Below are 26,355 nucleotides of genomic sequence, written 5' to 3' on the forward strand. Positions count from 1 at the left end.
TTTGTCCGATAGAAGCGATCTCAAGGACACTTCCTGGAGAACTGCTTCATTGATGACTAAAATTCGTTAATTTCTCCGCTAATTCAACTAACGGGCTGTGTTGCTCAATGCGATAGTGGCGCCCTTCCTTTTTCAAATACCCTTTCTCGCAAAATTGGGCAAGCACATGCAATAAATGCCGATAGGAGACGCCTAAAAAATCGCAAACGGTCACGTGCTTTTCCTTATAGACCCCTTCATCTGCGGTTTGCAAAATAAAATCCGCAAGCCGGTTTTCAAGCGGGAAGGCGAGACTTTGTGAATACTTTCCAGCCATATAGGTTGCTTTTATACTTAAAAACTTGGTGAGTTCTCGCAAGAATGTCGCGTCTTCTAGCATTCGCGTGCGATAGTGGCGAAAAGGGAGAGCAAAGCAAACGGTCTTCGTGGAAGCCTGTATTCCTTTTGTGTAGTACACTTCATTAACTAATTCCATTTCCCCGATAAAATCATTCGCATGAATAAAATTAATTAAAGAAACTTTCCCATTTTGATGCGTCACATAAATCTTTGCTCTTCCTTCAATGACATAAAATAAAAAATCCGGCCGCATACCTTCTTGAATGATCCATTCACCGCGCCCGTATTCATGCACTTGAATGAACTCTTCAACCGGAAAAGAAAACAAGTGGCTAATGGAGTGTTCATCCAAATAACGCTGCCTTTTCTCCTTTTTATAAATTTTCATGGTCCACCTCAAAAATAGGAGATATCTCATATTATTGTACGTTTCTCCATGATATCATGCAAACAATGGGGGGATACGGAATGAACACACAACATTGGATGAGCAGACAGTTTTTTAGCTTTTATATCACATGGGGCATTTTTCTGCCTTATTGGACTGGATGGATGATTCATGCAAAAGGAATTACGGTGTCCCAGGCGAGTTTGATCATGAGCCTGGGCCTGGTTGCCAGAGGCATTGCCACATTAGTTGCGTTTCCTTATTTTTCAGGGAAGTTCAGCAGTAAGACGTTATTGAATGTGATGGCCATCGGCACGCTTGGCGCTATTGTTTGCTGCGTTCCGGCAGATTCCTTTGCTAGCTTGCTTATGGCAACGTTGCTTTTGCATTTCTTTTACCCGACGTTGATGCCTGCTTTAGACAGCGCAGCGGGCGTCCTTGTCCAAAGCAATCAATTGCGGGACTACGGGAAGAGCCGTTCGTGGGGATCCATCGGGTTTGTCGTCGCCGGCATGATCTTAACCGTCTTTACAGGGACATTTGGGGATAAAGTGATTGTATGGGCGCTTCTATTCGGCACATTGGCATTCATGGGTCTTGGCTTTATGCGCGCACCCGATGTTTTATCCGAGAAACCGCAAAGAGATCAACAAAAAAAAGGCGGCATGCTGAAATTATTTCGCATCAAACACTTTGGCCTGGTACTGATTATTGTCATATTGCTACAAGCGGCCCACGCTTCTTATTACAGCTATGGCTATATTTTCTTGCAAGAAATCCATGCGCCGGTCTATTTAATTGGAGTGATTATTAACATTGCCGTGATCGCAGAAATCATTTTTTTCTTCATCGCAGACCGGTTCTTTCATCAATTTTCAGTAGGTTCCTTGTTGGCACTGGCGGCATTTGGTTCAACAGTGCGCTGGATTGCAGTATTTGCTTTTCCAAATGTCATCGTTTTCAGCATCGCGCAAACCTTGCATGCCTGCTCATTTGCAATGGGGCATTATGCGTTTATGAAATACTTAATCCAAAATATACCGCATGCGCAAATTCCGAAAGCGCAGGGCGTCTATTCGGCGCTGGCACTAAGCTGGAGCACTGCAGTTCTTACGATTTTTGGCGGCTTTTTATACGAAATTGAGCCAAGATACGCCTTTCTCGGGATGATTCTATGTACCATCCCATCGATGGTGTTTGCGCTTGTTTATCGGAAAGTTGAATACAAAAAGGAAAGTGCGGTTGCTATATAACGTATAAACAAGCTGGAAAACCCCATTCTTAAGCTAAATGAAAGGGCGGCTAACCAATGAAAATGGGATGTAAGAATATGTTGATTCGGACAACATTCTTACATCCCTCTTTTTCGTTTTTTTTGATCCCCGTAGCCATATTTGCATCCGACGGTTCGTAACGATTTTGATAGAGTGCCTGAAAGCTTGAGTGTTGATGGCTGTGCAAAACGACAAACATGAAGTGCTGGTTGCTGATCGGGAGGTGAATTTTTTCAGGATGTAGAAAATAATCAATTCATTCGCTACTTGCAGCATGATACAAAACTTTATCCCATGTTGTGATCCCGCCTAAAAACGTAACTCTACTTGTAATGCCGGCGTGGCGGCCAGATGGTCACCACGCACGAATCAGCCAAAAATATACTAGAGTTATTGAGCGATTTCAATCGTAGGCTCTCAGACCGCCGCTTTTCGAAGGAGCAAATACGATAGGGCCGCATAAATGCAGCTGGCAAGCAAGATCCATAAAACAAGCAGGTTCGGGTGATGGGCGATCCATTGGAAGATAGGAATCCACCATTGGAAATACGTGAAAAGAAGACTTAAAACGGTAAGAAGCAGAACTAACAAAACGAATAACCATAACATTCCGCTTCGGCCGAACCGTTGGTAGATGCTGTAGATAATAAACCCGGATAGACACATATGCGTCAGCAAAATAAAGAAAATCCCGAACTGCCAGATGATATTCGTGTTAAAAGCATTCAGCAAGCTAAAAAAGTGGATCTTGTATCCCCAGCCTCCCGTCAGGTCGCTTTCAATGAAAGAAAATATGGAAAGAATGGCGGCTGAAATGGCGCTTACGATCAAACTGACGGCCATCATACCAAGAAAATAGTCTTTTCTCCTGACGCTTAATCCCAGAGAAAATGGAAAGGTCTGGATCGGGATGGTAATGCCTGCGACAAACATGAAGATGAAAATAGATGCCACGCCTCCGGTATATAGCCCGCCTTTATCATTGACGAGGACGGCGATCAATAGATTCACCGCAAAGCTGAAAAGCAGAGTGGTCCATGGCAAGATCATCCAGATCAATTTGTACTTCATATGCATTTTCAATACTGGATTCATTGATTGATCGCCGCCTTTCTTTGTGAATTGTGATTGGTCAGGTGGATGATTAGCTGCTGCATGGAAACCGGGTTGATTTCCAATCCAAGCTCTTTAGCTTGCGAACGAGTTTTGGAGTTCAAGTCTCCCATTACAATCGCCTGGGCCATGCCGCCGATCGCTTCACGGCTTAATGTCTCTCTTCCAACCGTAAAAGCATCTACCTTTTTAGAAGGGCCAGCGACGCTAAATGCCCGTCTGCGAATAGCTTCCGCTTCCTCATTAATCATCAGCCTTCCATCGTCGATGACGAGCACATGCTCCAGCATTTTGCTCACTTCGTCAATTAAATGGGTCGATAAGATGATGGTCCGTGGATGCGTTCCATAATCCTCTAACAATCGGTCGTAAAAAATGCTTCTAGCGACCGCATCAAGCCCTAAATAAGGTTCATCAAAAATAGTAAGCGGCGCCCGGCTTGCAAGCCCAACGACGATACCAACAGAAGAAAGCATCCCGCGCGACAGCTTTTTGATTCTGCGTTTTACTGGAAGCCTGAAATCTTCAATAAGAGAGTCAGCATACTCCCGGTCCCAGTTAGGGAAAAATGATGAGCAAAGATCCAGGACGTCGGCAATGCGGAAAATGTCCGGGTACTTCTGGCTTTCTTTAATAAAACAAACCTGGTTTAATACTGAGCGGTTCTCATAAAGGTTTTCGCCAAACACTTTAATTTCCCCACTTGTTGGGAAAAGCTGGGCTGTGATCATTTTCATGACCGTCGTTTTGCCGGCACCGTTTCTGCCAAGCAAGCCATAGATTTTTCCCGCTTCGAGTGAAAAATTGACATCATGAACGACGGTGTGATGGCCATACGACTTTGTCAGATGATTCACTTCGATCACTTTATTCATCGATTTTGTCTCCTTTTTGAATCATTTTTGTTAATTCCTCTCTAGTGATGCCAAGCTTTTCGGCCTCATGGATCATTGACACCACATACTGCTCAAAAAAAAGTTCTCTCCGCTTTTTGATTAATTTCTCACGGGCGCCTGTAGCGACAAACATGCCTACACCTCGCTTTTTGTACAAAATTCCCTGGTCTACCAGCAGATTCACTCCCTTTCCTGCAGTCGCCGGATTGATCTGATAAAAGGACGCAAACTGATTCGTTGAAGGAACCTGTGATTCTTCGAGCAGCCCGCCTTCGATGATGTCATTTTCGATTCGTTCAGCAATTTGCACGTAAATAGGACGGCTGTCATCTATCAACGTTCCACTTCCTCCCTGGTTACTATGTTGGTTAATTACTTATGTAATTAACTATAGAGGGTGTGAGATGATTTGTCAATGGATGAATTGCCTGATTTTTTTAGAAGGAAAAAATTATATTAAAACCTTCTTTGAAACTATAATTCAACTTCCCCGCATATAATTTGTCAATGGAACAACGAGGCAGGTGGGGAGAACGTGGACATGTAGCCGGAAATACGATCCGTTTTTACTGCGCCAAAATACAGGAAATGAATCACCTGTATTACTGGCACGGCCTGGATGAAACCCAGGCAAGAGCTGGATGGATAAATGAAGCGCTGCAAACGATTAACGCCGCATTGGCGTTTTATCCATCAAGAGAGGAATTCTTAAAGAAAAGTATATTTTTGACCTTGCTTATAAGGGGAAAAACTATTTGTCTGAACTATATAACAGGAATGATTGAAGGCTGGGTCAATCCTTTATCGGGGCTATATCCGATTGATTTTGACAGGGACGGCACGTATGAACTTGAAGCGCATCCAAAGATAGCGGGGAGGTACTCGGATATATGCAGACCGTCTTGAAATGGAACAGGCGGGAGTTTGCTGCTGAGACAAAATGTCGCCATCTTCGGAGGGGAAGTGTAGCTGTTTTGAACCGTTTTTATGTTCAGCAGAGAGTAAGCAACTAAAGGAGGGGCATATGTTTTTCATTATGGCATCGTTCTTGCCCATTGTATTTGTCGTAGTTCTTATTTTTATGGTGATGTATGCAGTCAAACAAAAAGATAAAGGGGGAGAAAATGTGTTGAAGCACGTTTATATTTATTTAGTCTTATTCGCCACGTTGATGATGACGATAGGAGGCGGGATTTCCATTTTTATGGCGGTCTCTGATCTGGTGAGCCCTGCCGGCTATTACCAGAGTTTTTCGGAATTTAAAGAAATGAAGAGTATGGACAACAAAAAACAGCATGCAGATGAAGCAGAATGGCGGGATGAGTACCAACAAATGGTTCAAGACGAAAAAGATCGAACCAAAGACAGCGCGATGAATCAATTGCTTAAAAGCTTCGGATTTATCGTCATCCCGCTTCCAGTATTTCTCTACTTTAATCGCATGCGCAAGCAAACATAAAAGGGAATCCGGCGGCGATAGGTTACCACTTCTTCACTGAACAACCTCCATTTTAGGCGGCTAAAAGAACGAATCGACCGCCTTTTCAGCTTCTTTAATAAGCCTATATCCCACTATGCTATCGGGTGCTGCGATATTCATCAAGTATATAGAGCCCTTTCTTTTCAGCTGCTTTCTTGATTAGACATAATTCATCGCGCATTCGATCCGACAAAATCCCTTTTTCAATATTTTTTTGAATCTCTCGATAAAATTCTTGTAAGAGATCAATAGGCAACTCCTCATAAAGTCGAATGATCATCACCTCTATTGGAAAATGCTTCTTCTTTCCTTCATAAATAGTTTAACATTTTAGGGAAAAGTTTGCTTCATTGTTTTTGCTTTGTACTGTCCGGGTCAAAAAAGCAAAATAATAGAAGTCTATGAATGAAAAAGGTTGCCCGCTGGCAAATGCGCTTCATACAAGCCCTTGATCACCTCTTCCATGCACCTCGCTATTTTTAAAGATAATCTTATCCTTCCGCCCACTCATTCCCCCTTTCCCTTATTGTTTGGGAAACACCTGTTTTTCACAGGAACAACCCTTTGGAAAATGAATAATTTGGTTGTGTAGAATGCTTAAAGCATTTTAGCAATGTTGGACGGACGAAAGAGGGAGGAGCATGGACTTACAGACCATTAGCTTATGCATGATTGTAAAAAACGAAGAAGCCATTATCGGAAGGTGCCTTGATTCGGTAAAGGATTTAGTAGATGAAATCGTGATTGTTGATACTGGATCGGATGATAAGACGATGGAAATTTCCAAACAGTATACCGATTATGTATACCCGTTTGAATGGAAAGATGATTTTTCTCTCGCCCGCAATTATTCTTTTAGCAAAGCGACTAAAGATTTTATTTTTTGGTTAGATGCCGACGATGTAATGCTAGAAAACGACCGGAAAAAATTCAAGGAACTTAAAGAGCGCCTGAATGATTCCATAGATGCCGTATCAATGAATTACCATTTAGCGTTTGACGATAAGAATCAAGTGACACATAGTTTGCGAAGGAACCGGCTGGTAAAAAGGGAAAGGAAGTTCAAGTGGATTGGCGCCGTTCATGAATATCTAGAGGTGTATGGAAACATTGTAGACAGTGATGTCAACATTACACATAAAAGCGTGAAAACGGAAAAGACGGACAGGAATTTGAAAATTTATGAATCGCTGATGGCAAAAGGGATCGATTTTTCCCCTAGAGATTTATATTACTATGCAAACGAATGTTTCGAACATCGGCTTTATGATAAAGCCATTCAATCGTATATGAAGTTTTTAGAGTCGAAAAGAGGTTGGGTTGAAGATTGCATTGCGACTTGCGGAAAGCTTGCAGATATCTATTTAGCCAGAGGCGACCATGAGAAAGCTGTGCACTATATTGTAACATCTTTTGAATATGACCTTCCGCGAGCCGATCAGTGCTGCAGGCTCGGTTTTATTTACCTTGCACAGAACCAGATTGAAAAAGCGATATTTTGGTATGACCTTGCGACAAGGCTGAACATCGACAAGATTAAACAAAGGGGAGGGCTTATCAACTATAGCTGTTATACCTGGCTGCCCCATATTCAGCTCTGTGTCTGCTATGACCGGTTAGGAGAGTATCTGCTGGCGTACGAGCATAATGAGAAAGCACGGTCATATGACCCGGATAACGCTTATGCGAAGTACAACAAATCGTATTTGGAAGAAAAACTGAGACAAATGGGAGGAAATCATGCCGACTAGTTGGTATCAAGCTGTTTCGCAACTTATAGACCTGGTTGTCCAGGACAATCCTCAGTCGATATTGGATGTAGGGGTAGGCTTCGGAAAATACGGGGTATTGCTGCGGGAGGCGCTGGATATTCCGCATGAAAGGTATTCGAAAGAACAATGGCAAGTAAAAATAGACGGTGTTGAAGGCTTTTCCGGGTACCAAAACCCTATCCATTCGTACGTTTATAACCAGATGTATTATGGAAATATCGTCAATCTCATTGACCAATTAGGGAAATATGACACGATTCTATTAATTGATGTTCTGGAACATTTTCAAAAAGACGAAGGCTTAAGGCTCATTGCAAGCCTGCTAGAACATGCAAACAAGTCTTTAATCATTTCCACGCCCATTTATCCGGGAGAGCAAAAGGAGTATATTGGAAACCGACTCGAGGAGCATAAAAGCAGATGGAGCATCGTTGATCTAGTTGAATTCGATTGTAGTTATCAAAAATTAGATATTGGTGATAACGGGGCACATGTATTTAAGCTTTATCCGAATAAAAAAAGAAGTCCTGAAACCCTGTACCATCGCACTCTTACGGCTGACGCAAACATGAAATTGACAATCGGGTACCTTCTTCCGCATCACAATTTGACAGGCGGCCTCAAGATGTTGCTTCAGCAGATGAAATGGCTGCGAAAAAGCGGTCACCGTATTTATGCCTTTTATAAGGGCGCAGGTGAAAAGGCTTTGCCATCCTGGTTTGAGTTGGAAGTTGATAAGGAAATCGTTGTCCCGCCCAATGACTCATTTGTCCATTATATTAAAGAATGCGATATTGCCATGGCGGGATGGATGAGCCAACTCCCTGAGCTAAAATCTTCGCCTGTCCCCATCGTTTATTGGGAACAGGGGTACGAATGGCTGTTTGGCGACATTCCTGAGTCAATGAATGTTTCAGCGATAAGGAAATATTTAAAGGAATGTTATGATACTTCCATCCCCATTATCTCCGTCTCATCCACCGTATCCAAACTATTGAAATCCCGTTTCCTTATAGACGCCCCGGTCATTACCAATGGAATCGATGTGGATCTATACCATCCTTCGAAGAAGAAGAAAAGCTCAAAAATGACGATTTTGCTGGTTGGAAACCCTGGATTATCTTTTAAGGGATTTGACGTTGCTTTAATGGCTTTGACCAATTTATGGACGGCAGGCCATTTGTTTTCCGTAGACTGGATTTGTCAATATCAGCCTGATCTCCATGCCCCATTTCCGTTAAATTTTATCGTTCAGCCAGATCAAAAGAACCTGGCGGATATTTATCGAACGGCTGACATTTTCATCTTCACTTCATGGTATGAAGGGTTTGGAATGCCACCGCTTGAAGCGATGGCTTCTGGAGTTCCTGTCATTTCAACAAAATGCGGGGGAGTGGAAGAGTATGCCCGCTCCGGACAAAATTCCATTTTAGTTGAACCAGGCGATGTTCCTGCATTGACCTGGGCACTTTCCTATCTTATTGATCATCCAGAAGTAAGAAATGAATTAGCCGAAGCTGGAAGGAATACGGCACTTCAGTATAGCTATGGCAATGTCATCAAAGAATTGGAGGATTATTTGCTAACGAGCATTAGACGCTAAAATTCCAAAAAGTACAAGTCTCAACATAAGCTCGATCAGCTTTAGGTGGTATTTCCTTATTTCTCTAGTACCCTTTCAGCTAAGAAAGTTCTTATTTTCAAGAATCCATTTTTGCCTGTAAAAAAAATAAAAGCAAAAAACAGGAACAAACTTCTCTAGTGTGGTAGTGTGGTGCTATTTTCATAGCATTTGGACAATAAACAATGGAGTTCCGACAATAAATCGATTCCATCGGACAATAAATGGCCTGAGTCGGACAATAAAATTGGTAGTTTTTTCGCTTATTGTCCAAAAGTAAGATGTTATTGTCTAAACCGGATGACTTATTGTCCAAATAAGAGCACTTATTGTCCGAGAACGAAATTATGTATCGATTCGTGATCGTTTTTCCTCATTTCACAGATCCAACGAGGTGTTCTTAAAATAACGAATGTTCGATTACTGAAATTCAAACTATTTTTCTAGAAGGGGCACTAGAAACTATCCCTTTATTGACGTCGTAAAGATGGGCTTGCCATCTTTTCTGTTTTAAAATGGCGATTTTTCAAAACTAGACAAACAAATTAATTGAAGAGGGTATGGATAAAATCCAAACAAAACCAACCCTAAATTTATATATTAAGTAGTATACAATTTATGGTAGGGTGAATGGGGAGAAATGAAAAAAAAATCAAGAAGAACAAAACTTATTAAAAATAAGGAAAAACGAAGAAAAGAAGAAGCTATTGATAACCCTATAGATGATTTGGTTTCTAAAATTGTTAATTTAATAACATTATTATTAAAACTTTCATTATGCCCTATACTTCCTTGTTACCCAAGTGGCCCTACCGGACCAACAGGTGCAACCGGAGCCACGGGAGCGACCGGAGTAACTGGAGTGACTGGACCAACCGGAGATACAGGGTCAACAGGGGCAACGGGAGCCACCGGGCCAACTGGTCCAACCGGAGCTACCGGGGTAACTGGGCCCACCGGACCAACAGGAGCGACGGGGCCAACAGGAGATACAGGGCCAACCGGAGATACAGGAGCAACAGGAGCGACGGGGCCAACAGGATTTACTGGAGCAACCGGAGAAACTGGGGCGACGGGGCCAACCGGAGCAACCGGGATCACTGGATCAACAGGAGTCACCGGGCCGACCGGAGATACAGGAGCAACAGGAGCCACGGGAGCCATCGGAGCAACAGGACCAACAGGAGATACAGGGTCAACAGGGGCAACGGGAGCAACAGGACCAATCGGAGCAACTGGAATAACAGGAGCAACGGGTCCAACAGGAGATACAGGAGCGACAGGGGTAACTGGACCAACGGGAGCAACAGGGGCAATGGGAGCTATCGGATCAACTGGGGCCACTGGATCCACCGGAGCAACCGGGATCACTGGAGCAACAGGAGCGACGGGACCAACGGGAGCAACTGGTCCAACCGGATCAACTGGGGCCACAGGAGTAACGGGACCAACAGGAGATACAGGAGCAACAGGAGCGACGGGGCCAACAGGAGTCACTGGTGCAACTGGACCAACGGGAGCAACGGGAGCAACAGGTCCAACTGGAGCAACAGGAGCAACCGGAGTAACTGGAGCAACAGGTCCAACCGGAGCAACAGGGGCAACGGGAGTCACAGGACCAACAGGAGATACAGGTCCAACCGGGATCACTGGATCAACAGGAGCGACGGGACCAACAGGAGTAACTGGTGCAACCGGACCAACGGGAGCAACAGGACCAATGGGAGTAACCGGGGCCACAGGAGTAACGGGACCAACAGGAGATACAGGTCCAACTGGAGCAACAGGAATAACCGGGGCAACTGGATCAACAGGATCCACCGGAGTAACTGGAGCAACAGGTCCAACAGGAGCCACCGGATCAACAGGAGTCACTGGTGCAACCGGACCAACGGGAGTAACAGGAGCGACGGGGCCAACAGGATTTACTGGAGCAACCGGAGAAACTGGGGCGACTGGGCCAACCGGAGCAACCGGGATCACTGGAGCGACAGGACCAACCGGAGTAACTGGATCCACCGGGGCAACGGGAGCCATCGGAGTAACTGGATCAACAGGAGTCACCGGGCCGACCGGAGCCACCGGAGCGACAGGGGATACAGGAGTAACCGGACCAACTGGGGCGACTGGTCCAACAGGGGCAACTGGAGCAACAGGAATAACCGGAGCAACCGGATCAACAGGAGTCACCGGGCCGACCGGAGCAACAGGACCAACGGGAGCAACCGGGGCAACGGGAGCCATCGGAGTAACTGGAGCAACAGGAGTCACCGGGCCGACCGGATCAACAGGAGCAACAGGATCTACTGGAGCCACCGGAGTAACCGGAGCCACCGGGGCAACAGGACCAACAGGAACAACAGGATCCACCGGAGCCACGGGAGCCACCGGGCCGACCGGAGCAACAGGATCTACTGGAGTCACAGGGCCAACAGGACCAACCGGAGCAACAGGATCCACCGGGGCAACAGGACCAACAGGAGCGACCGGGGTCACTGGATCAACAGGGGCTACAGGAGTAACCGGAGCAACTGGAGCAACAGGACCAACCGGAGCCACCGGAGTAACTGGATCCACCGGGGCAACAGGACCAATCGGAGCAACCGGAGCAACGGGGCTAACCGGAGCAACCGGGATCACTGGAGCGACCGGAGCAACAGGATCCACCGGGGTCACTGGACCAACGGGAGCCACAGGAGTGACCGGGCCAACCGGAGCCACCGGGGCGACCGGAACACCATTTAGTTCCTATGGTTATGTTTACAATACTGGTGCTCAAACTGTTAATCCAAGTGCAGATGTTTCATTTAACACAAATGGCCCTATGGCGGGGGGGATAGCCCACCCAACTAGCACGACGATTACTGTTGCCAATGGCGGGGATTACCTTGTGATTTTTGAGGTCACGCCAATGATTACCGGATCTAATACTTCCGCAGCTTATGCTATTGTATTAAATAATGTAGTTCAAGCTTCCATCCGTTATGGGCAAATTGGGGCAAATAGTACTAGTCCTAACCTTGTTGGTGCAGCTATTTTAACGATTCCGGCTGGATCGACATTGTCCCTTCGCAACATAGGAACAACTGCCGATCCACTTGAACCAACTATAGAGGGTGCAGCAATTATTAATGCCTCTTTGCGATTGTCAAGAGTTGGTTAAGAATGAAGGATGGGGATGCTCATGCGGCATTTCAATTCATTCGAACTTCGGAAAACCGAAAACCGCTTGTTCTATGGATAATGCAACAAAAATGGAATTTAAGTTAATTGTTGTAGCATAAGCCATCCATGCTTTTCCAGATAGAAAACCTCGAACATCGGCTAAAATAACCGAATTCGAGGTTTTATTGTTCATATTGCTTTCTACAGGGCTCACTTTGTTATCTTTTAATTGACGAATAGCATTCAACTTTTTCTTTTTACTTAATGCTTTACGTTCTGAGCGAAATTTGTGCCTTTTGTATTTGTTTTGTCTGCCGTTACCAAAAAACGCGTATTTTTTCATCATCAACTTCTGTTCCTTCAATAGTAGGAATGGTGCCCTCTACTTACCAGACTTTTGTACGATTCGGAGTGTTCCTAACTTGTATTTAAGCAAATCGAAGTTTCGATTCTTTTCTTTTTATCCGCTAACGAAGCACGAATAGGGGTTTTCATTACTTTTCTTATTAACCATGTTGGCATTGAAATATAAGTAAAATCAAACGAATAATTTTGATTGTTCCAAATGCAGATAGGCTTTTTCAAAACAGGAACAGTCGTGAATGTGCTTTTCTTCGCTTTCTTAAGAGACTATTTGCGGAGGTATTAATGGTAATGCGGGAAGTGTGTATAGCCATAATGACAGTGTTAAAACGCTTCACTTTTTATTTCTAGCAGAATTTCTTCTCGTACTCTTGCTGATAAAAAAAGTCAACATCCCAACTTTTAAATCATAGAAAAAAATTAATCGATTTGTCCGTTTCAAAGTCCCTCTTACAAACATTTAATAGATTAAGAGGGGGTGAGATGAATGGGGAAGAAAAACTGTAAAAAAGTGATTTACTGTAAGCCTAAATATATTTATTCGGACACATATACCGAAAAAGAAGTAATTTATGTTCATCCTATCAAACGCATTAACCGAGAGCATATCGAATATGTTCCGCGCCACGTTTATGAAGAGGAAATAATCAATGAAGTGATCGATCCAGGTGAGCCAGGTGCATGCGGATGCGAAGATGGCAAGAAAAGAAGCAGTGGAATGAAAAGAAGCACCGGTAAAAGAAGAAGCTAATCCAATTACGCAATCCGCCTAAAAACACCCCAATGTTTTATTAAATCCGTCTCTTTAGAGGCGGATTGTTTGTTGTTTTAAAACAAGAGTCAATGTTACAGCTGTCAGTCCATAAAATGAAGGGATCGCCTGAGGTGGCCATCCCTTTGGTTTGCGAACAATTGAGGATTGAATAAAACTATCTTTTCTTCTTGCAGCAACAACAATTTCTTTTTTTCTTTTTCTTGCATTTCTTTTGATTATCATGAAAATCGCATTTGCCCGGCTCGCCAGTGTCGATGACCTCATTGATCGTCTCTTCCACTTCAACATGACGCGGAACATATATGACATGTTCTCGATTAATGTGTATGACAGGGCGGACATAGATCACTTCTTTTTCTTTGCTTGTGCCGCTGCATTTAGGATGATGGCAAATGCGTTTTTTACCTTTCTTTTTTTGGCACATTTCTATCACCTTCTTTATTCTAGTAAATGTTGGAGCAACATGTTTTGGTACTGGCAAATCGCTCATTTTTTGTGGACTTTATACAACGTGTAATGCCTGGCCAAAGTTTTTTTATCGTTTTTTTAAAAAAAGAAAAGGATGAAAAGGAATATTGTCGAAAAGAAAGTCATATGATCCTATTAATAAAAATGATAGGAGGGGTTCTGATGGAATTCTATATGAGGTTGCCCGCGAAGGCTTTGCGGATGTTTTTTATTGAAATTAAGCGAAATTTAGATAGAGGCATAAACATAGACCTGATGAAAAAGGAATTGATCTTGATCCATGAGGCGGCAAGGGCCAGGGACATCAATTTATTTGTTCTGGGATCTGCCAGGAGGAAGTGTGGCTGCTAGGCAATGGGCTTGTTGCGGTCGCTCAACTTTTATCATGATTAAAAGAGAAGGGGGATTAGTATCTTCTTTTATTCAGGCAAGCGACCAACTTCCACTGAATAAACTGCGTGATATTACTGGCAGGTTAGTATGCACTATAATTTTCCAGACTAATAGTTCGCAAAGTATAAATGTGCTACTAGCTAGATGAAAGAGAAAAAATACTGGAAGTAGCGTTTTTTTGTTGGCCAAACAGACATTACGTTCTGGTTGGCCTTTTCCGTTATTATATTGTGGGAATTGAAATCTGCATGAAAATAATTGATAAATAAAAAATTTGATTGAAATCTGAAGCTAAAAGATGGATAACATCAAAAAATTGATTGAAATCCACTCTGAGATAATTGATAAGCTAAACTTGCCGATCACAATAAAAATGAAGCAGTTCAGATTGTTGATTTCATGATCTTGATAAACTCTTTTGCCGCATGCGTCGTTTCCTCGAAGGAGTGGGCAATGATGCCGATATCGCGGGTGACTCCCGGATGAATGTCTTTCACGAGCAGCTGATGGGAAACAGAAGATAGCGTAAATGCTGAAATGACGCCGATGCCCAGATTGTTTTTGACCATGTTGACCAATGTTTCGGCATTTTGAACGGTTAAGTTTTCTTTAAACTCAATATCATTTTTTTGAAATACTTTTGCGATAGCGATTTCATGACCGCCTTTGCAAAATATCAATTCGTTGGGATAGGCTAGAAGATCAATCTTTTTCTCTTGATGCAATCGATGATGCCGCGGAATGATCGCCACCATATGGTCATTGCTCAATATTTCATGTTCAAACGGATCAAAAGGAGAGGAAACGATGCCGATATCTGCTGTACGATCTTCCACCCATTCTTTAATTTGATTGGAAGTCCCTTCTAGTAATTCGATGGCAACAAGCGGATATTTAGCCCTGAATGAGGCGATCGCCCGGGGCAAAATATTGGTCGATGCGGCTGGGAAAGAACCGACTTTAATCTTGCCGCTTAACAAGTTATTCTCCCGGTCGGCTACTTGATAGATTTTATTTTCAATTCCTTTTATTTGCCTCGCCAAAATCAAAATTTCTTTCCCGGCTTCAGTCAACATTAATCCCTTTAGCTTATCTCTAATAAATAACTTGACATTGAGGTCCTTTTCTAAATTTTTGACGGCCTTGCTTACTGCAGGCTGCGAGATAAATAACTCTTTTGCTGCTTCTGTAATATTCATTTTTTCCGCGACTTTCATAAAAATGTTCAAGTGATTCCTATTCATAACCAATCAGTTATGCCCCCTATAAAAATAATGTATTGGAGTTATCCATAAATATAGCATATGCTGTAGTCAAATCAATAAGAAAGGGGATTTCAGCATGTTCAACGTTTTTCTGGGCATCATCTCTGTCACTCTGATCTGGGGATATACATGGGTTACAATGAAAATGGGAATCAGCGATATTCCTCCGTTTCTATTTTCAGCCTTACGTCTTTTCATAGGGGCGGTTCCTTTGTTCATCCTTCTCGCACTGCAAAGGAAAAAGCTCTCCGCAAGCAAGCGGGATTTTAGAAGCTATTTTCATATGAGCCTATTAATGGCGTTAGGCTATATGGGGATATTGACGTATGGCATGCAATTTGTTGACTCCGGAAAAACATCTTGTTTAGTGTACACAATGCCCATATTCGTCTCGGCCATCAGCCATTTCAAATTGAATGAGAAGCTTACCGCTTATAAAATAGGGGGATTGATTTTTGGCCTGATCGGGCTTTTGTTCATTTTAGGAAAAGATATCATCAATTTCGATTCTAACGTACTATTTGGAGAGTCATTGGTTTTAATTTCGGCATTTAGCTGGGCGGCGGCGAATGTTTTCAGCAAACTGAAGTTCAAACATGTCGATGTCATCCATATGAATGCCTGGCAGCTGCTGATGGGGTCCGCCTTTTTATTCTTTTTCCATTTGCTCTTGGAGCCTGATCGTTCGATTGTGTGGTCTGGCCGGGCGGTATTGTCGCTATTGTTCAATGGCCTGTTTTCAACTGCCTTTACATTCGTCGTCTGGTTTTGGGTTCTGAAAAAAATGGATGCTTCGAAAGCTTCGATGGCATTAATGTTCGTTCCAGTTCTCGGCATCCTGTTCGGGTGGCTGCAACTCGGGGAGACGATAACAGTCGGCATCATTGTCGGCGCGCTTCTCATCTGCACGGGAATTTTTATGAACCTATATCCTTTTAAAGGCGCAAAGCAAAGAGGTGTATCATATGAAATGGCATCCTTCGAACAGCGTACTTGCCAGGCGGTCTCTGATTGCCGTGAGAATAATGGCGGGTTGTAACGGGAATTCAACAGATTGGATGAATTGAACAGGCAGTGTGATATACGATAACATTCATAAAGATGATGGGGTGAAAGGAATGGTTAGAAGGATATAGATAGCCTCCTGAAATCGAACTGTTGTTTATTTTAGGAGGCTACTTCAATCATAGGAGATGTTAAAAGATGAAACAAAACAAATACGATGATCCGAAATTCTTTTCCGCGTACGAGCAAATGCCGCGATCGGTCAAAGGTCTGGAAGCCGCGGGGGAGTGGCATGTACTACAAGCGTTGATGCCTTGCCTGAAAAATAAACGCGTGCTTGATTTAGGATGCGGGTTTGGCTGGCACTGCCGATATGCCCGCGAAGAGCAGGCAAGTTCGGTGGTCGGTGTGGACCTATCTGAAAAAATGCTGCAAAAGGCCCGCGAAAAAACGGATGACTCCCTCATTTCGTACATGAAAATGCCGATTGAAGACATCGATTTTCCGGACGCTTCCTTCGATGTCGTCATCAGTTCACTCGCTCTTCACTACATCAAGTCATTTGCAGCGATTTGCCAAAAGGTGCATGCTTGTTTGGCGCCCGGGGGACGTTTTCTTTTCTCTGTGGAACATCCCATCTTTACGTGCCTGAGCGCACAGGATTGGTTCTATGACGAAAAAGGGAATCGCCTGCACTGGCCGGTGGACGACTATCAAGCAGAAGGCGTGCGGGAGACGACCTTCTTAACCGAGAACGTCATTAAATATCATCGCACTATTTCCACTTACATCAATGACTTGATCGAAGCCGGCTTTACAATAAAAGCAGTCAAAGAGCCCTTGCCCTCCGATGAAATGCTAAAGGCTAATCCCGAAATGGAAGATGAAGCCCGCAGGCCGATGTTTTTAATCATCTCGGCTGAAAAGAGAGAGAGCTAGTTCGTTATTTTAGTTAAAACCGTTCCTTTTTTTAAACTGTATCCTGGACTTAGGGTACAGTTTATTCATTTATTGTCCAATATCAGTCTTTTATTTTCCAAATGCCCGAATTTATTTTTCGAACCTCGAATTTTATTTTCTGAAACCCGGGATTTATTTTCCAAACCTTAAATTTTATTTACCAAAATCAAAGGTGTATCCAAATCCTTCAGTTACCAGCGCCTATGCCGGCTGGCCATGATCCCGCTGTTGTCGTTGGAGTCCCGACAGTGGAAAAGGTATCCGGAATATAGCTTACATGGTACGGGTGCATTGGGTAAACATATGGATTATGCCAAAACCAATATGGTGAAGGCGGGAAGTAGAACTGCCGAAATGGGAGATCGAAGTAGATCATTTCGCACCTTCTTTAACGATTATTTGTTAATAACAGAGTATGTTGAGATGGCCATTGTTGCTCATGAACGAGCTCTCTAAAGATGGCCAGCATTTGCCCTTCGTCGAACTCCACCTGTAATGAATTCCTAAGAAAAAATTAAGAAATCTCTTCGCTAATTTTTAAGAATCGATCTCTATACTTAAAGCTATCTTACAGAATGAGAGCGAGGAGATCGTTGATGCCATTCATTACATTCTTGTCCCAATTTTTAAAGCATCCGAAAAATACCGGAGCCGTTGCGCCAAGTTCCAAACGATTGGCGCAAAAAATGGCGGAGGCCATCGATTTTGAAAAAGCCCGCTGCATTGTCGAACTTGGAGCTGGAACTGGGTCATTCACCGAAGAAATCATAAAGAGGAAAAAGAAACATACGAAGCTCATTTTAATTGAAATCAATGAAGTCTTCTTCAAGGATCTACAAAAACGGTATGGAGGCGCCCCGGGCGTTGTCGTCATCCATGGTTCGGCTGAAACTATTCAAACGTACATCAAGGAGCTCAACATCGAGAAAGTCGACTTTGTATTGTCCGGCTTGCCGTTTACTTCTTTGCCTGCCGGAGTATCGTCGCGCATTTTAAGCAATGTCATGGACGCATTAGAGGAGAACGGAAAATTCATCACTTTTCAATATTCTCTCGTTAAAAAATCCTTTATCCAGCAATTCTTTCAAACGATCAACGTCAAAAAAGTCTGGCTTAATTTCCCTCCAGCCTATGTGTTTTATTGTAGAAAAAAGAACGGGAGGGCCGAAAATGGAGCTGCATGAGCTATTATCCAATATTCAGGACTATGGTTATGGCGCATTATTTTTCTTTTTATGGCTCGGGATTGCCGGAATGCCGATCCCGGATGAAATGGTTGTCATGAGCGGGGGATTGGTTTCTTCGTTAGGCTATTTAAAGCTGTTTCCCGCTTTTCTGTTGACATACCTTGGCGTGGTGTCGGGACTTTCTTTAGGATATGTGCTCGGGAAGGCGTTCGGCTCGAAAATCCTTGATCGGCTAGTTAAGAAGAAAAAGGCTGCTTACCTTTTAAAATCTCAAGAGCTAATTGGCAAATACGGGCATTTTGCATTGATCATCAGTTATTTTATTCCTGTCATTAGGCATATCATCCCTTATATTGTCGGAATTAACAACATGCCGTATAAAACGTATGCGTTGTATTCGTACAGTACGGGATTGGTCTGGACGATTCTCTATTTTGCCCTCGGCTTTGCTTTCGGGGATAATATCGGGGCGATTGTCGAATTCGTTACGAAGTATGGCCTTGTTTTTGGCGTAATGGCAGCGGCTTCTTTCTTTTTTTCATATTTAACTATACAGCGGAAGCGAAAAATGGTAAACATAGGTAGAGTGCCAAATAATGATCCAGCAAAGGTTTCATGTGAATGATAGATAAAGAGAAAAGATCAGCTTTGCCCCTTTTCCATGAAAAGGACGTAGACGAATAAGTTTGAATAATTGATTATATTCGACGAATAAAGGTCGTTGCATGATTTTGGAGGAGTCGATATGGGAAAAGAAACGATACTTGTAGTAGATGACGAAAAGGAAATCAGGGACCTGATCGCCATCTATTTAAAAAATGAAGGATATGACGTATTGCAGGCCGCAGATGGAGTAGAAGGCCTGGAGAAATTAAAACATAATGAAGTGCATTTGGTTGTGTTAGACATTATGATGCCAAAAATAGACGGCATTCACATGTGCATGAAAGTCAGGGAAACGGGCGATATACCGATCATCATGTTATCGGCGAAAACGCAAGATATGGATAAAATATTGGGCTTGACGACAGGGGCAGATGATTATGTAACAAAACCCTTTAACCCGCTCGAACTGATGGCGCGCATTAAATCGCAGCTCCGCCGGTACTTAAAAATGAGCGGAGCCGCCGTGCAAAATGAAGACGAAATTGAGGTCGGGGATATGAAAATCAATGTATCGACACATGAAGTGACGGTTGCCGATCGAAAAGTGAAATTAACACCGCGGGAGTTTTCCATTCTGGAACTACTTGCCCGAAACCGCGGCATCGTATTCAGCGCGGATCAAATTTATGAAAGAGTATGGGGGGAGCCACCCTTTCAATCCGATAATACGGTGATGGTGCACATTCGAAAAATCCGGGAAAAAGTAGAAGAATACCCAAGAATGCCAAGATATATTAAAACAGTATGGGGAGTGGGGTATAAGATTGAGAACGATCATTAAGTGGCTAAATAAGCTGTTCGGAAAAATGATAATGAGCATTCGCCAGAGCATCAGAATTCAGCTGATTACTACGTTCGTTGTCTGCGCTTTGGCGGCTTTTCTTGTTTCTAGGGCGACCGTGCCCATTTTCGAAACCATGAATCGGGAAGCGACGATCGATTATAGTGGCGGCATGCAACAAATTAACGATCGGGCGCAAATGGTGGCAGAGCAGGCGGCACAGCAAAATTCAACGGAAGCCATCAAAGCGATTATAGATGAAGAAAACGGGCTGCTTGATGAAGGACAGGATGCATTGAAAGTGCTTGTCACGGATGAGGAGGGAAAGGTGTTATATAAAACGAAACAGGCACACGAAGAGCGGATGAACCTTCATGATATGATCAAAAGTGTCATGTCATTTGCCATCAACCATCCAGCATACGCAGGCGGAGGAAGGACGGTGGAAGAATCGCGCAAAGAATTCATGACATTTTACCCCGTCACGATCAAAGGGAAGAATTTATATATGTTTGTCAGCGGCATACCAGAAGGGGATGTCATCTATTCGACGAGTGAAGGGCCCATTCCAATTTTCATCGGGCTTTTTGTGTTCTTTTTTTCATACTTTTATATAACGAAGCGGAAAATGAGGCAGATTGAAGCGATGGCTCAAGGCGTCAAAGAGATCGCAAAGGGAAACCTCGCCCATCGGATTGAAAAAAAGGGAGAAGACGAAATCGCATCATTGACGGAGAATATTAATCATATGGCCGAAGAGCTTATGAAGAAGATAGAAAAAGAGAGGAAAGTGGAGAGGCAAAAAAATGAATTGATTACGAATGTCTCTCATGATTTAAGAACTCCGTTGACTTCCATCATGGGCTATTTGCGCTTGTTGTGCGATGGAAAATACGAAACGAGTGGGCAGCTACATGAGTATGCGAGAGTTGCCTTTTCAAAGTCCGAACAGCTGAAAAACTTGATTGAAGATTTATTTGAGTATACGAAGCTTACGAACGAAAATATCGCCTTCGACCGGCAAGAAGTGTGCATGAATGAACTTCTTGGCCAGTTGATTGAAGAGGTGGTGCCGCAAGCAGAGGAGCACGGCCTGTCCATCGTAAAAGAGTTTCCAGATGAGCGTCTCTACGCTGTTGTCGATCCGGAGAAAATGGTGCGCGTGTTTGACAATTTATTGATGAATGCCATCAAATACAGTTCAGATCAGGGGGAAATCCATGTTTCCTTAAAGAGGGAGGACAACGGCCTTCAAGTCTCCGTTGCTAATCAAAGTGAAGCATTTACGGAAGAGGAGCTAGAGAATCTGTTTGAACGGTTTTATAAAAAAGATCAAGCAAGGAGCAGAATCGAAGAAGGCTCCGGCCTTGGCCTTGCAATTGCAAAAAGCATCGTCGAAAAGCAGGAAGGCAACATTTGGGCGGAATATCACGACGGAATTGTTCGGTTCATCATTCATTTACCGATGGCGAATTGACGATTAAAAAAAGAAAACAGGAAGCGAATCCATTTTGATTCGCTCCAATTTTGTTAATGAACATTTTCATGACTTTAAACCATTCACTTCAAGGGCTGCCCTTATGCCTGATTCAATGGCAGCCTGTGTCCAGCCGTGGATCAGCGTTGTGTGGCTTCCGGCAAAATATACTCTTCCTTCTGGTTTTGTAATAAACGGGTAAAGATCGGATTCCTGTTCCGGAGTGTACATAGGAAAGGCGCCAAGAGAATAAGGATTTAAATCCCAGTTCCATGAGAACCCTGATTCAAACTCAGAATATACCTGGTTTCCACGTATAAATGAAAGATCGAGCAAGGCATTCTGGATCCGGTCACCTTCAGGCAACCCATCCCATAATGCGGCTTCCGGTCCCACGGTATAACTTGCCAATACCATTGCCGGTCCAGATGATCCGATTCCGTGGCTTGGGTAATAGGTAAAGCGAATTGGAAGATCGGTGATTGATTTTCCCCCGTACTGCCCTTCCCGCTCCCAGAACCGGCTTTTGAACTTGATTCCGATCTTTGTAGCGGGCATATAGTGGAGCTCCCGAATGACTTTCCACTTATTATGCGAAAAGGAGTGGTACGGCTCCACTTTCACAAATCGTAGCGTTGAAAAGGGAATGGCGATGATGGCGATGTCCCCGGTGATTTGGGAATAGTTTAACGTATCTTCATGGCGGCAGTAGATGGTGACCTTGTCTGTCTCTTGCTTGATTTTGACCATCTTTTGCCGAAAATGAATGTTTTCTTGCAGCTGGGGCAGAAAAGCCCGGGGAAGGTGATCGTTGCCTCCTGTTATTTCATAAAATTGAGTGGAATTCTGGAAAATCATCATCGATCTTAGCGCTTCAATAAGGGATTTCTCGAAAAAGCCTTCCCAATCCAAAAGAACCCCGATTTCTTCAACCGCTCCGCTGGAGAGGGTGGTCCCGAAGGTATAATGGTAATTTCGCAGGAAATCCGCCGTTGAGTATTGCTTGAATTCGTTGGCGATAATCGGCCAATTTTTTTCCGGATTTTCCTTAATGAAGTTGATGATCGGCGCTGTCGCCAGCGTCAATAACTCTTCGGAAGATTTCCCTTGCTCGCTTTTCGCTTTGGGGTAACGTAAAATTCTCGGGTCACTTTCATATTGATCCAGTCTTGTTCGAATGCCGTTGGCGTAAATCAAATCGGTCGGCGTTCGGTTAATAAATTGGTTAACCTTTAAATTGAATTTTCTTATGTACTCGAACACTAAATAATGTGTAGAAGGAAACCGCATCGCTCCCATCTCCAAATACAGTCCGTCTTCAGGGTTGCGAGCTGTGAAAATCCGTCCACCTACTCGATTGTTTGCTTCAAGAAGGATGACTTGATGTCCGGCCTCCTTTAGTAGGGAAGCAGCGACAAGTCCAGATATTCCAGCCCCGACAATGATGACCCTTTTCGAGTGGTCAGCCTTTCCAATTCCATTTCGTATAGCCGATACCATTTGATCCTCAGTGATTCGAGGAACGATATAGTTGGACATGTCAATAGGCACCCCATTTCAAATTCGCTATTACCATCCTATTCCAGAAGGAGATTGCCGTATGAGAATTTTTATGATTTTTTTCTGACCATAGGCTCATAGGGTGCGAGTCGAATAAGGCTAACGAAAATGTGAATAGCGCTGACGATCGTTGCCGCGCTTTTCTATCTGTATCTTAAAGTCCTGTTTGTCGTTTTCTTTTCGTTTGTCCCGGATCATTGAGCTTCAGGATCAATGACAGTTGTATTTTTGCAAATATCTTTCCTTGATGATCGCTTGATGGTGCAGTTCATGTCCGGCAATAATGTATGCTAGCGCACGCGCGGTAAGGGGTTGGTTTAAAACGGTGCCCGTGCGCATCCATGCATTATCGGGAAGGCAGGAGAGCAATGAAGAGGTGCAATTCCGCACAATTGAAAAATCTGAAAGCACTTCCTGAAAATCAAGCTGGCTGAAATGGGCGTTTGCCATATATAAATCTTTATCAAATGGGGTAAAGGAAACAGCATCTCCACGGGCAATGGCAAGAACGTGATAACTGAGCGTGCGTTCAACATCCGCCATGTGGCCGAGTACTTCTTTCAGACTCCATTTTTTCGCTTCATATCGGTACTCACCTTGTTCCCTGGAGATATCCTGTAGTAAATTAGCCGTTGCTTCTTGTTGGCTCTTTAAAATATCAAGTAACTCTTCGTCAGGGACAAGTTCTATGTACCTTTCAAAATAAGGATGGTATTCATTCTTTTTCGGACGTTTAAGCATGATCGCCACCTCCATGTTTTTATAGTTTCATAGTACCTTATCTTTATAGATATGTTGACTATCGCATCATTTTGTACAGATTCATTTTGCGTTTGATCATAGCCTGGTACGACATAAGTTGATCATCCTTTCCAGCCGCTTTCTTACAATAGCGTTATTCGAAGCCTTTGACGATAAAAATCCCTCGATTTTCAGTATTTGAAAATCGAGGGCTAATGAAAGGGATTTATATGACCATCTTTACCCCAAACCCGATTAATAATGCTCCGGTGAATTTTTGAAAGACTTTTTGAACTTTAGTTCGCCTCATCCATTTTTTTACGTGGCCTATTAAATAAACAAGGATTAAAAACCATCCCACGGCGATGAAGGTCAGGATGAATCCTAATCCAATCAGTTGATGGGTTGTGTTTCCATGAAGATTAATGAATTGAGGCATAAACGTGACATAAACCAAAACCGTCTTAGGATTGAAAATATTGCTGATCGCCCCTTGCAAATAGGATTCTTTATAATGATGGGCAGATGGCCTGGTGATAGAGCGACTGCCATTGGCTTGAAAAGACTCCAGTGAAATGGCGCCTTTAGAGAAAAATGCCTTTATGCCCAGGTAAAACAAGTAAGCAGCCCCTAAATATTTGATTGTGTTAAAAAGAAATAAGGAATGTGCGATGACGACTGACAGGCCGAGAACAGAAATGACAGTCCAGAACGCCAGGCCAGTTGCTATCCCTAGAATCGTGCAACGTCCCGCTTTTGTCCCGTAATTAAACGTATTTTTCATAATAAGAATCGTATCCGTGCCAGGCAACATCGACATCATGAGGGCCATTATGACATAAGCAAGCAGGTTATCCATTTTATCCTCCTTTATTCAAGTGGCTCATCAAAAAAGATGATGAGCCAAGCCTTGTATTTCAATAGTGTTCACGTGCCACTTTTTCAAAACTTTTCATATACTGTTTTGGCGTTAACCCGACAAGGCTTTTAAAAAATTTAGTCAAATGGCTTTGATCGCTGAATCCTGTCAAAAAAGCGACTTCGATCGGCTTCATGCCTTGTTCTAAAAGCTGTTTTGCATGGTTTACCCGAATGGTTTCCAGGTAGCCGTAGGGGGATATTCCTTTTTGCTTTGCAAAGGACCTTAATAAGTGATACTTGCTCCATCCTGTAAGAGCGCTTAAATCGTTAAGCGTAATCGCTTTTGCATAATTTCTCTCTAAATAATCGCATACATTTTTAATTTCTCGGGAAGTTTCAGAGACGAGCGGAAGGATTGCAAGGTCCGTATGCGACTGAATGAGCTTTTCCAATAGGGACAAAAATAATTCTTCTTTTATAAACTCGCTTTCATGCTGCGAAATTTTCAAATGAAGTTCTCTTAAGGTGGATGAAAGTTCACTTTTGAATAAAACGTTTTGCTTAAAGTAGGGAAGGTCTTCATTTCCGTTAATTTCTATCATTGCCTTTTTCATGACTTCCGGCCTCACATTGATGCATCGATAATCGAGCGTTTTTCCGTCTATTTGTTCGCAACTGTGAGGGTCATAAGGGTTGAATAGCAATAAATCACCCGGATTGATCATGTATTCGCCGCCCTTGCAAATCAACTTGCGCTGCCCTTTTTCAATAAAGCCGATCACATAATAGTCATGAAAATGAGCTGGAAACTTCTGCATGATCCCTTTAAATCGGTAGGCTTCGATGTTTAAATCAGGATCAAGGCGACACGTTCGAATTTCATTTAACATCTAGCAATCCTCCTATCCCAATAGCCAATATAAAGATACCATTGATGATGAGAATTTTCTTGTATGATATTGCTCTTGCATGCAGCGATCCCAGCCTTGTTATTTGCTTATTTATATCGTATCATAAGATATATTCTCAAATAACGATATAAAAGGGGAGTCAGCATGAGCAAGGAAATTGCCCAATTGAACGAGTTATGGACGGATATTTATTATCGATTGCGCTATAACCATTCCGAAAAGATTACTCACCAGGCGATAAGGATCTTGCAAGTCATTCAAAAGGAGAGCGAAGTCGGGATCAAAGAGATCGCCCGGGCCATTCAAGTGTCCCATAACACTGCTTCAGAACACGTCAAGCGTTTATTGGAAAAAGGCTACATCGTCAAAACCCGAAGTGCTGCGGATGAGCGGAAAGTCATTCTTCAGCTGACCGCCGAAGGAAATGATATATTGCACCGCCATTCCAGCCTCGATGAAGAAAAACTCCGGCACCTTTTGTTTGAAAAAATGACAAAGGAGGAACGGCAGGCAGTTTTAGACGCATTTGCTTTACTGAAAGAGAGGGCGGATGATGTTTACTATCGTTAAAGTGATCGTATCAGCAATTATCATCGGAATCATTACAGAAGTCGCGCGGAGATTTCCAGATAAAGGAGGAGTCATTGCCGCTCTGCCAATCGTCAGCCTATTGAGCATCATCTGGCTTTACGTGCAAGGAGAGCATAAGGAAAGCTTGAGCAAATTTGCGTTAGCCGTCGTATCTGGCATCCCGGCAACGGTTGTTATGCTGGTGATTGTTGGCATATCCCTCCATCACTCGCTTAATCTTTTCATTTCACTAAGTTTAGGGATCGCAGGATGGCTGATCTTCTTATATACTCAAGATATGGTAATGAAGCATTTGTTTTGAAA

Annotated in this window: 27 protein-coding genes and 1 pseudogene; 15 read left to right on the forward strand and 13 right to left on the reverse strand. The window is 43.2% G+C overall.

All coding sequences use genetic code 11. The annotated features are described in order from the left end of the window. Window positions 1-46: 46 nt before the first annotated feature. Window positions 47-727 (reverse strand): transcriptional regulator YeiL, encoded by a 681-nt coding sequence (yeiL, locus tag H538_RS0118930; protein WP_026678905.1) that lies wholly within the window; start codon window positions 725-727, stop codon window positions 47-49. Window positions 728-807: 80 nt separating this feature from the next. On the opposite strand from yeiL, the gene H538_RS0118935 reads away from it, so the two are divergent. Then, complete coding sequence (locus tag H538_RS0118935) at window positions 808-1,980, forward strand: MFS transporter (RefSeq protein ID WP_026678906.1); 1,173 nt, start codon at window positions 808-810, stop codon at window positions 1,978-1,980. Window positions 1,981-2,418: 438 nt separating this feature from the next. On the opposite strand, the gene H538_RS0118940 is transcribed toward H538_RS0118935, so the two are convergent. The 3 genes from H538_RS0118940 to H538_RS0118950 are packed head-to-tail and all read right to left on the reverse strand — an operon-like array spanning window position 2,419 to window position 4,344. Next, entirely contained in the window at window positions 2,419-3,096 is a 678-nt protein-coding gene (locus H538_RS0118940; protein ID WP_026678907.1) for a hypothetical protein, read from the reverse strand. Further along, window positions 3,093-3,989: an ABC transporter ATP-binding protein gene (locus H538_RS0118945; RefSeq protein WP_026678908.1), complete on the reverse strand. Its 897-nt coding sequence runs from the start codon at window positions 3,987-3,989 to the stop codon at window positions 3,093-3,095. Before H538_RS0118945 ends, H538_RS0118940 begins: the two co-directional genes overlap by 4 nt. Next, the gene (locus H538_RS0118950) at window positions 3,982-4,344 is read right to left on the reverse strand and encodes a GntR family transcriptional regulator (RefSeq protein WP_026678909.1); all 363 of its coding nucleotides are present in this window, start codon (window positions 4,342-4,344) and stop codon (window positions 3,982-3,984) included. The genes H538_RS0118945 and H538_RS0118950 overlap by 8 nt, the downstream gene beginning before the upstream one ends. A gap of 379 nt (window positions 4,345-4,723) precedes the next feature. On the opposite strand from H538_RS0118950, the pseudogene H538_RS25800 reads away from it, so the two are divergent. Beyond that, window positions 4,724-4,979 (forward strand): annotated as a pseudogene (locus H538_RS25800) (VCBS repeat-containing protein); the annotation flags it as partial. 55 nt (window positions 4,980-5,034) lie between these two features. After that, complete coding sequence (locus H538_RS0118960) at window positions 5,035-5,469, forward strand: hypothetical protein (RefSeq protein WP_026678911.1); 435 nt, start codon at window positions 5,035-5,037, stop codon at window positions 5,467-5,469. A gap of 118 nt (window positions 5,470-5,587) precedes the next feature. On the opposite strand, the gene H538_RS0118965 is transcribed toward H538_RS0118960, so the two are convergent. Next, the gene (locus tag H538_RS0118965) at window positions 5,588-5,770 is read right to left on the reverse strand and encodes a hypothetical protein (RefSeq protein WP_051291574.1); all 183 of its coding nucleotides are present in this window, start codon (window positions 5,768-5,770) and stop codon (window positions 5,588-5,590) included. 361 nt (window positions 5,771-6,131) lie between these two features. Between H538_RS0118965 and H538_RS0118975 the strand changes: the two genes are divergently transcribed. The 3 genes from H538_RS0118975 (at window position 6,132) to H538_RS26995 (ending at window position 12,046) form a co-directional block, all read left to right on the forward strand. Beyond that, window positions 6,132-7,241, forward strand: coding sequence for a glycosyltransferase (locus H538_RS0118975; protein WP_026678913.1), 1,110 nt, complete (start codon window positions 6,132-6,134; stop codon window positions 7,239-7,241). Beyond that, the gene (locus H538_RS0118980) at window positions 7,231-8,865 is read left to right on the forward strand and encodes a glycosyltransferase (RefSeq protein ID WP_026678914.1); all 1,635 of its coding nucleotides are present in this window, start codon (window positions 7,231-7,233) and stop codon (window positions 8,863-8,865) included. The genes H538_RS0118975 and H538_RS0118980 overlap by 11 nt, the downstream gene beginning before the upstream one ends. A gap of 658 nt (window positions 8,866-9,523) precedes the next feature. Continuing rightward, a complete protein-coding gene (locus tag H538_RS26995; protein ID WP_081412724.1) occupies window positions 9,524-12,046 on the forward strand; it encodes a beta strand repeat-containing protein in 2,523 nt (840 codons plus the stop codon). 36 nt (window positions 12,047-12,082) lie between these two features. Here the strand turns inward: H538_RS26995 and H538_RS26845 are convergent, their stop codons facing one another. Next, window positions 12,083-12,394 carry a hypothetical protein gene (locus H538_RS26845; RefSeq protein WP_026678915.1) on the reverse strand — a complete coding sequence of 104 codons (312 nt, stop codon included), beginning with the start codon at window positions 12,392-12,394 and terminating at the stop codon, window positions 12,083-12,085. Window positions 12,395-12,898: 504 nt separating this feature from the next. Here H538_RS26845 and H538_RS24495 point away from each other — a divergent pair. Further along, the gene (locus tag H538_RS24495; protein ID WP_051291575.1) at window positions 12,899-13,162 is read left to right on the forward strand and encodes a hypothetical protein; all 264 of its coding nucleotides are present in this window, start codon (window positions 12,899-12,901) and stop codon (window positions 13,160-13,162) included. 178 nt (window positions 13,163-13,340) lie between these two features. Here the strand turns inward: H538_RS24495 and H538_RS26510 are convergent, their stop codons facing one another. Together H538_RS26510 and H538_RS0119015 are read right to left on the reverse strand one after the other, a co-directional pair. After that, on the reverse strand, window positions 13,341-13,610 hold the full coding sequence (locus H538_RS26510) for a hypothetical protein (RefSeq protein ID WP_035351654.1): 270 nt from the start codon (window positions 13,608-13,610) through the stop codon (window positions 13,341-13,343). A gap of 820 nt (window positions 13,611-14,430) precedes the next feature. Continuing rightward, window positions 14,431-15,297: a LysR family transcriptional regulator gene (locus tag H538_RS0119015; RefSeq protein WP_026678919.1), complete on the reverse strand. Its 867-nt coding sequence runs from the start codon at window positions 15,295-15,297 to the stop codon at window positions 14,431-14,433. A 91-nt stretch (window positions 15,298-15,388) separates the two neighbouring features. On the opposite strand from H538_RS0119015, the gene H538_RS24505 reads away from it, so the two are divergent. Further along, window positions 15,389-16,351 carry a DMT family transporter gene (locus H538_RS24505; protein WP_081412725.1) on the forward strand — a complete coding sequence of 321 codons (963 nt, stop codon included), beginning with the start codon at window positions 15,389-15,391 and terminating at the stop codon, window positions 16,349-16,351. Between the two features lie 164 nt (window positions 16,352-16,515). Continuing rightward, window positions 16,516-17,256, forward strand: a complete 741-nt coding sequence (locus H538_RS0119025; protein WP_026678920.1) for a class I SAM-dependent methyltransferase — start codon at window positions 16,516-16,518, stop codon at window positions 17,254-17,256. A gap of 208 nt (window positions 17,257-17,464) precedes the next feature. Here the strand turns inward: H538_RS0119025 and H538_RS26295 are convergent, their stop codons facing one another. Further along, window positions 17,465-17,653: a hypothetical protein gene (locus tag H538_RS26295; protein ID WP_154658036.1), complete on the reverse strand. Its 189-nt coding sequence runs from the start codon at window positions 17,651-17,653 to the stop codon at window positions 17,465-17,467. A gap of 220 nt (window positions 17,654-17,873) precedes the next feature. On the opposite strand from H538_RS26295, the gene H538_RS0119030 reads away from it, so the two are divergent. The 4 genes from H538_RS0119030 to H538_RS0119045 all read left to right on the forward strand — a co-directional run bounded on the left by H538_RS0119030 (window position 17,874) and on the right by H538_RS0119045 (window position 21,388). Beyond that, complete coding sequence (locus H538_RS0119030; protein ID WP_026678921.1) at window positions 17,874-18,461, forward strand: class I SAM-dependent methyltransferase; 588 nt, start codon at window positions 17,874-17,876, stop codon at window positions 18,459-18,461. Then, on the forward strand, window positions 18,448-19,089 hold the full coding sequence (locus tag H538_RS24510; RefSeq protein WP_051291576.1) for a DedA family protein: 642 nt from the start codon (window positions 18,448-18,450) through the stop codon (window positions 19,087-19,089). Before H538_RS0119030 ends, H538_RS24510 begins: the two co-directional genes overlap by 14 nt. A 120-nt stretch (window positions 19,090-19,209) precedes the next feature. Further along, window positions 19,210-19,911, forward strand: coding sequence for a response regulator transcription factor (locus H538_RS0119040; RefSeq protein ID WP_026678922.1), 702 nt, complete (start codon window positions 19,210-19,212; stop codon window positions 19,909-19,911). A 25-nt stretch (window positions 19,912-19,936) separates the two neighbouring features. Continuing rightward, a complete protein-coding gene (locus tag H538_RS0119045; protein ID WP_051291584.1) occupies window positions 19,937-21,388 on the forward strand; it encodes a sensor histidine kinase in 1,452 nt (483 codons plus the stop codon). Between the two features lie 66 nt (window positions 21,389-21,454). Here H538_RS0119045 and H538_RS0119050 read toward each other — a convergent pair whose 3' ends face one another. The 4 genes from H538_RS0119050 to H538_RS0119065 all read right to left on the reverse strand — a co-directional run bounded on the left by H538_RS0119050 (window position 21,455) and on the right by H538_RS0119065 (window position 25,440). Beyond that, window positions 21,455-22,927 (reverse strand): flavin monoamine oxidase family protein, encoded by a 1,473-nt coding sequence (locus tag H538_RS0119050; RefSeq protein WP_026678924.1) that lies wholly within the window; start codon window positions 22,925-22,927, stop codon window positions 21,455-21,457. Window positions 22,928-23,158: 231 nt separating this feature from the next. Further along, window positions 23,159-23,689, reverse strand: a complete 531-nt coding sequence (locus H538_RS0119055; RefSeq protein ID WP_026678925.1) for a DinB family protein — start codon at window positions 23,687-23,689, stop codon at window positions 23,159-23,161. Between the two features lie 226 nt (window positions 23,690-23,915). After that, window positions 23,916-24,548, reverse strand: coding sequence for a LysE family transporter (locus H538_RS0119060; protein WP_026678926.1), 633 nt, complete (start codon window positions 24,546-24,548; stop codon window positions 23,916-23,918). 58 nt (window positions 24,549-24,606) lie between these two features. Then, window positions 24,607-25,440, reverse strand: a complete 834-nt coding sequence (locus H538_RS0119065; protein ID WP_026678927.1) for an AraC family ligand binding domain-containing protein — start codon at window positions 25,438-25,440, stop codon at window positions 24,607-24,609. A 165-nt stretch (window positions 25,441-25,605) separates the two neighbouring features. On the opposite strand from H538_RS0119065, the gene H538_RS0119070 reads away from it, so the two are divergent. Together H538_RS0119070 and H538_RS0119075 are read left to right on the forward strand one after the other, a co-directional pair. Further along, the gene (locus H538_RS0119070; protein WP_026678928.1) at window positions 25,606-26,031 is read left to right on the forward strand and encodes a MarR family winged helix-turn-helix transcriptional regulator; all 426 of its coding nucleotides are present in this window, start codon (window positions 25,606-25,608) and stop codon (window positions 26,029-26,031) included. Next, window positions 26,015-26,353 (forward strand): DUF3147 family protein, encoded by a 339-nt coding sequence (locus tag H538_RS0119075; RefSeq protein ID WP_026678929.1) that lies wholly within the window; start codon window positions 26,015-26,017, stop codon window positions 26,351-26,353. Before H538_RS0119070 ends, H538_RS0119075 begins: the two co-directional genes overlap by 17 nt. The last annotated feature ends 2 nt before the right edge of the window (window positions 26,354-26,355 follow it).

Origin of the sequence: Fictibacillus gelatini DSM 15865 (assembly GCF_000430745.1) — a bacterium.
In the GTDB taxonomy this organism is placed as follows: domain Bacteria; phylum Bacillota; class Bacilli; order Bacillales; family Fictibacillaceae; genus Fictibacillus_A; species Fictibacillus_A gelatini.

Excerpts from the sequence above, each read along its gene's own strand:
- yeiL (WP_026678905.1), bottom strand. The coding sequence starts at position 727 with ATGAAAATTTATAAAAAGGAGAAAAGGCAGCGTTATTTGGATGAACAC.
- H538_RS0118935 (WP_026678906.1), top strand. The coding sequence starts at position 808 with ATGAACACACAACATTGGATGAGCAGACAGTTTTTTAGCTTTTATATC.
- H538_RS0118940 (WP_026678907.1), bottom strand. The coding sequence starts at position 3,096 with ATGAATCCAGTATTGAAAATGCATATGAAGTACAAATTGATCTGGATG.
- H538_RS0118945 (WP_026678908.1), bottom strand. The coding sequence starts at position 3,989 with ATGAATAAAGTGATCGAAGTGAATCATCTGACAAAGTCGTATGGCCAT.
- H538_RS0118960 (WP_026678911.1), top strand. The coding sequence starts at position 5,035 with ATGTTTTTCATTATGGCATCGTTCTTGCCCATTGTATTTGTCGTAGTT.
- H538_RS0118965 (WP_051291574.1), bottom strand. The coding sequence starts at position 5,770 with ATGATCATTCGACTTTATGAGGAGTTGCCTATTGATCTCTTACAAGAA.
- H538_RS0118975 (WP_026678913.1), top strand. The coding sequence starts at position 6,132 with ATGGACTTACAGACCATTAGCTTATGCATGATTGTAAAAAACGAAGAA.
- H538_RS0118980 (WP_026678914.1), top strand. The coding sequence starts at position 7,231 with ATGCCGACTAGTTGGTATCAAGCTGTTTCGCAACTTATAGACCTGGTT.
- H538_RS26995 (WP_081412724.1), top strand. The coding sequence starts at position 9,524 with ATGAAAAAAAAATCAAGAAGAACAAAACTTATTAAAAATAAGGAAAAA.
- H538_RS26845 (WP_026678915.1), bottom strand. The coding sequence starts at position 12,394 with ATGATGAAAAAATACGCGTTTTTTGGTAACGGCAGACAAAACAAATAC.
- H538_RS24495 (WP_051291575.1), top strand. The coding sequence starts at position 12,899 with ATGGGGAAGAAAAACTGTAAAAAAGTGATTTACTGTAAGCCTAAATAT.
- H538_RS26510 (WP_035351654.1), bottom strand. The coding sequence starts at position 13,610 with ATGTGCCAAAAAAAGAAAGGTAAAAAACGCATTTGCCATCATCCTAAA.
- H538_RS24505 (WP_081412725.1), top strand. The coding sequence starts at position 15,389 with ATGTTCAACGTTTTTCTGGGCATCATCTCTGTCACTCTGATCTGGGGA.
- H538_RS0119025 (WP_026678920.1), top strand. The coding sequence starts at position 16,516 with ATGAAACAAAACAAATACGATGATCCGAAATTCTTTTCCGCGTACGAG.
- H538_RS26295 (WP_154658036.1), bottom strand. The coding sequence starts at position 17,653 with ATGATCTACTTCGATCTCCCATTTCGGCAGTTCTACTTCCCGCCTTCA.
- H538_RS0119030 (WP_026678921.1), top strand. The coding sequence starts at position 17,874 with ATGCCATTCATTACATTCTTGTCCCAATTTTTAAAGCATCCGAAAAAT.
- H538_RS24510 (WP_051291576.1), top strand. The coding sequence starts at position 18,448 with ATGGAGCTGCATGAGCTATTATCCAATATTCAGGACTATGGTTATGGC.
- H538_RS0119040 (WP_026678922.1), top strand. The coding sequence starts at position 19,210 with ATGGGAAAAGAAACGATACTTGTAGTAGATGACGAAAAGGAAATCAGG.
- H538_RS0119045 (WP_051291584.1), top strand. The coding sequence starts at position 19,937 with ATGATAATGAGCATTCGCCAGAGCATCAGAATTCAGCTGATTACTACG.
- H538_RS0119050 (WP_026678924.1), bottom strand. The coding sequence starts at position 22,927 with ATGTCCAACTATATCGTTCCTCGAATCACTGAGGATCAAATGGTATCG.
- H538_RS0119055 (WP_026678925.1), bottom strand. The coding sequence starts at position 23,689 with ATGCTTAAACGTCCGAAAAAGAATGAATACCATCCTTATTTTGAAAGG.
- H538_RS0119060 (WP_026678926.1), bottom strand. The coding sequence starts at position 24,548 with ATGGATAACCTGCTTGCTTATGTCATAATGGCCCTCATGATGTCGATG.
- H538_RS0119065 (WP_026678927.1), bottom strand. The coding sequence starts at position 25,440 with ATGTTAAATGAAATTCGAACGTGTCGCCTTGATCCTGATTTAAACATC.
- H538_RS0119070 (WP_026678928.1), top strand. The coding sequence starts at position 25,606 with ATGAGCAAGGAAATTGCCCAATTGAACGAGTTATGGACGGATATTTAT.
- H538_RS0119075 (WP_026678929.1), top strand. The coding sequence starts at position 26,015 with ATGTTTACTATCGTTAAAGTGATCGTATCAGCAATTATCATCGGAATC.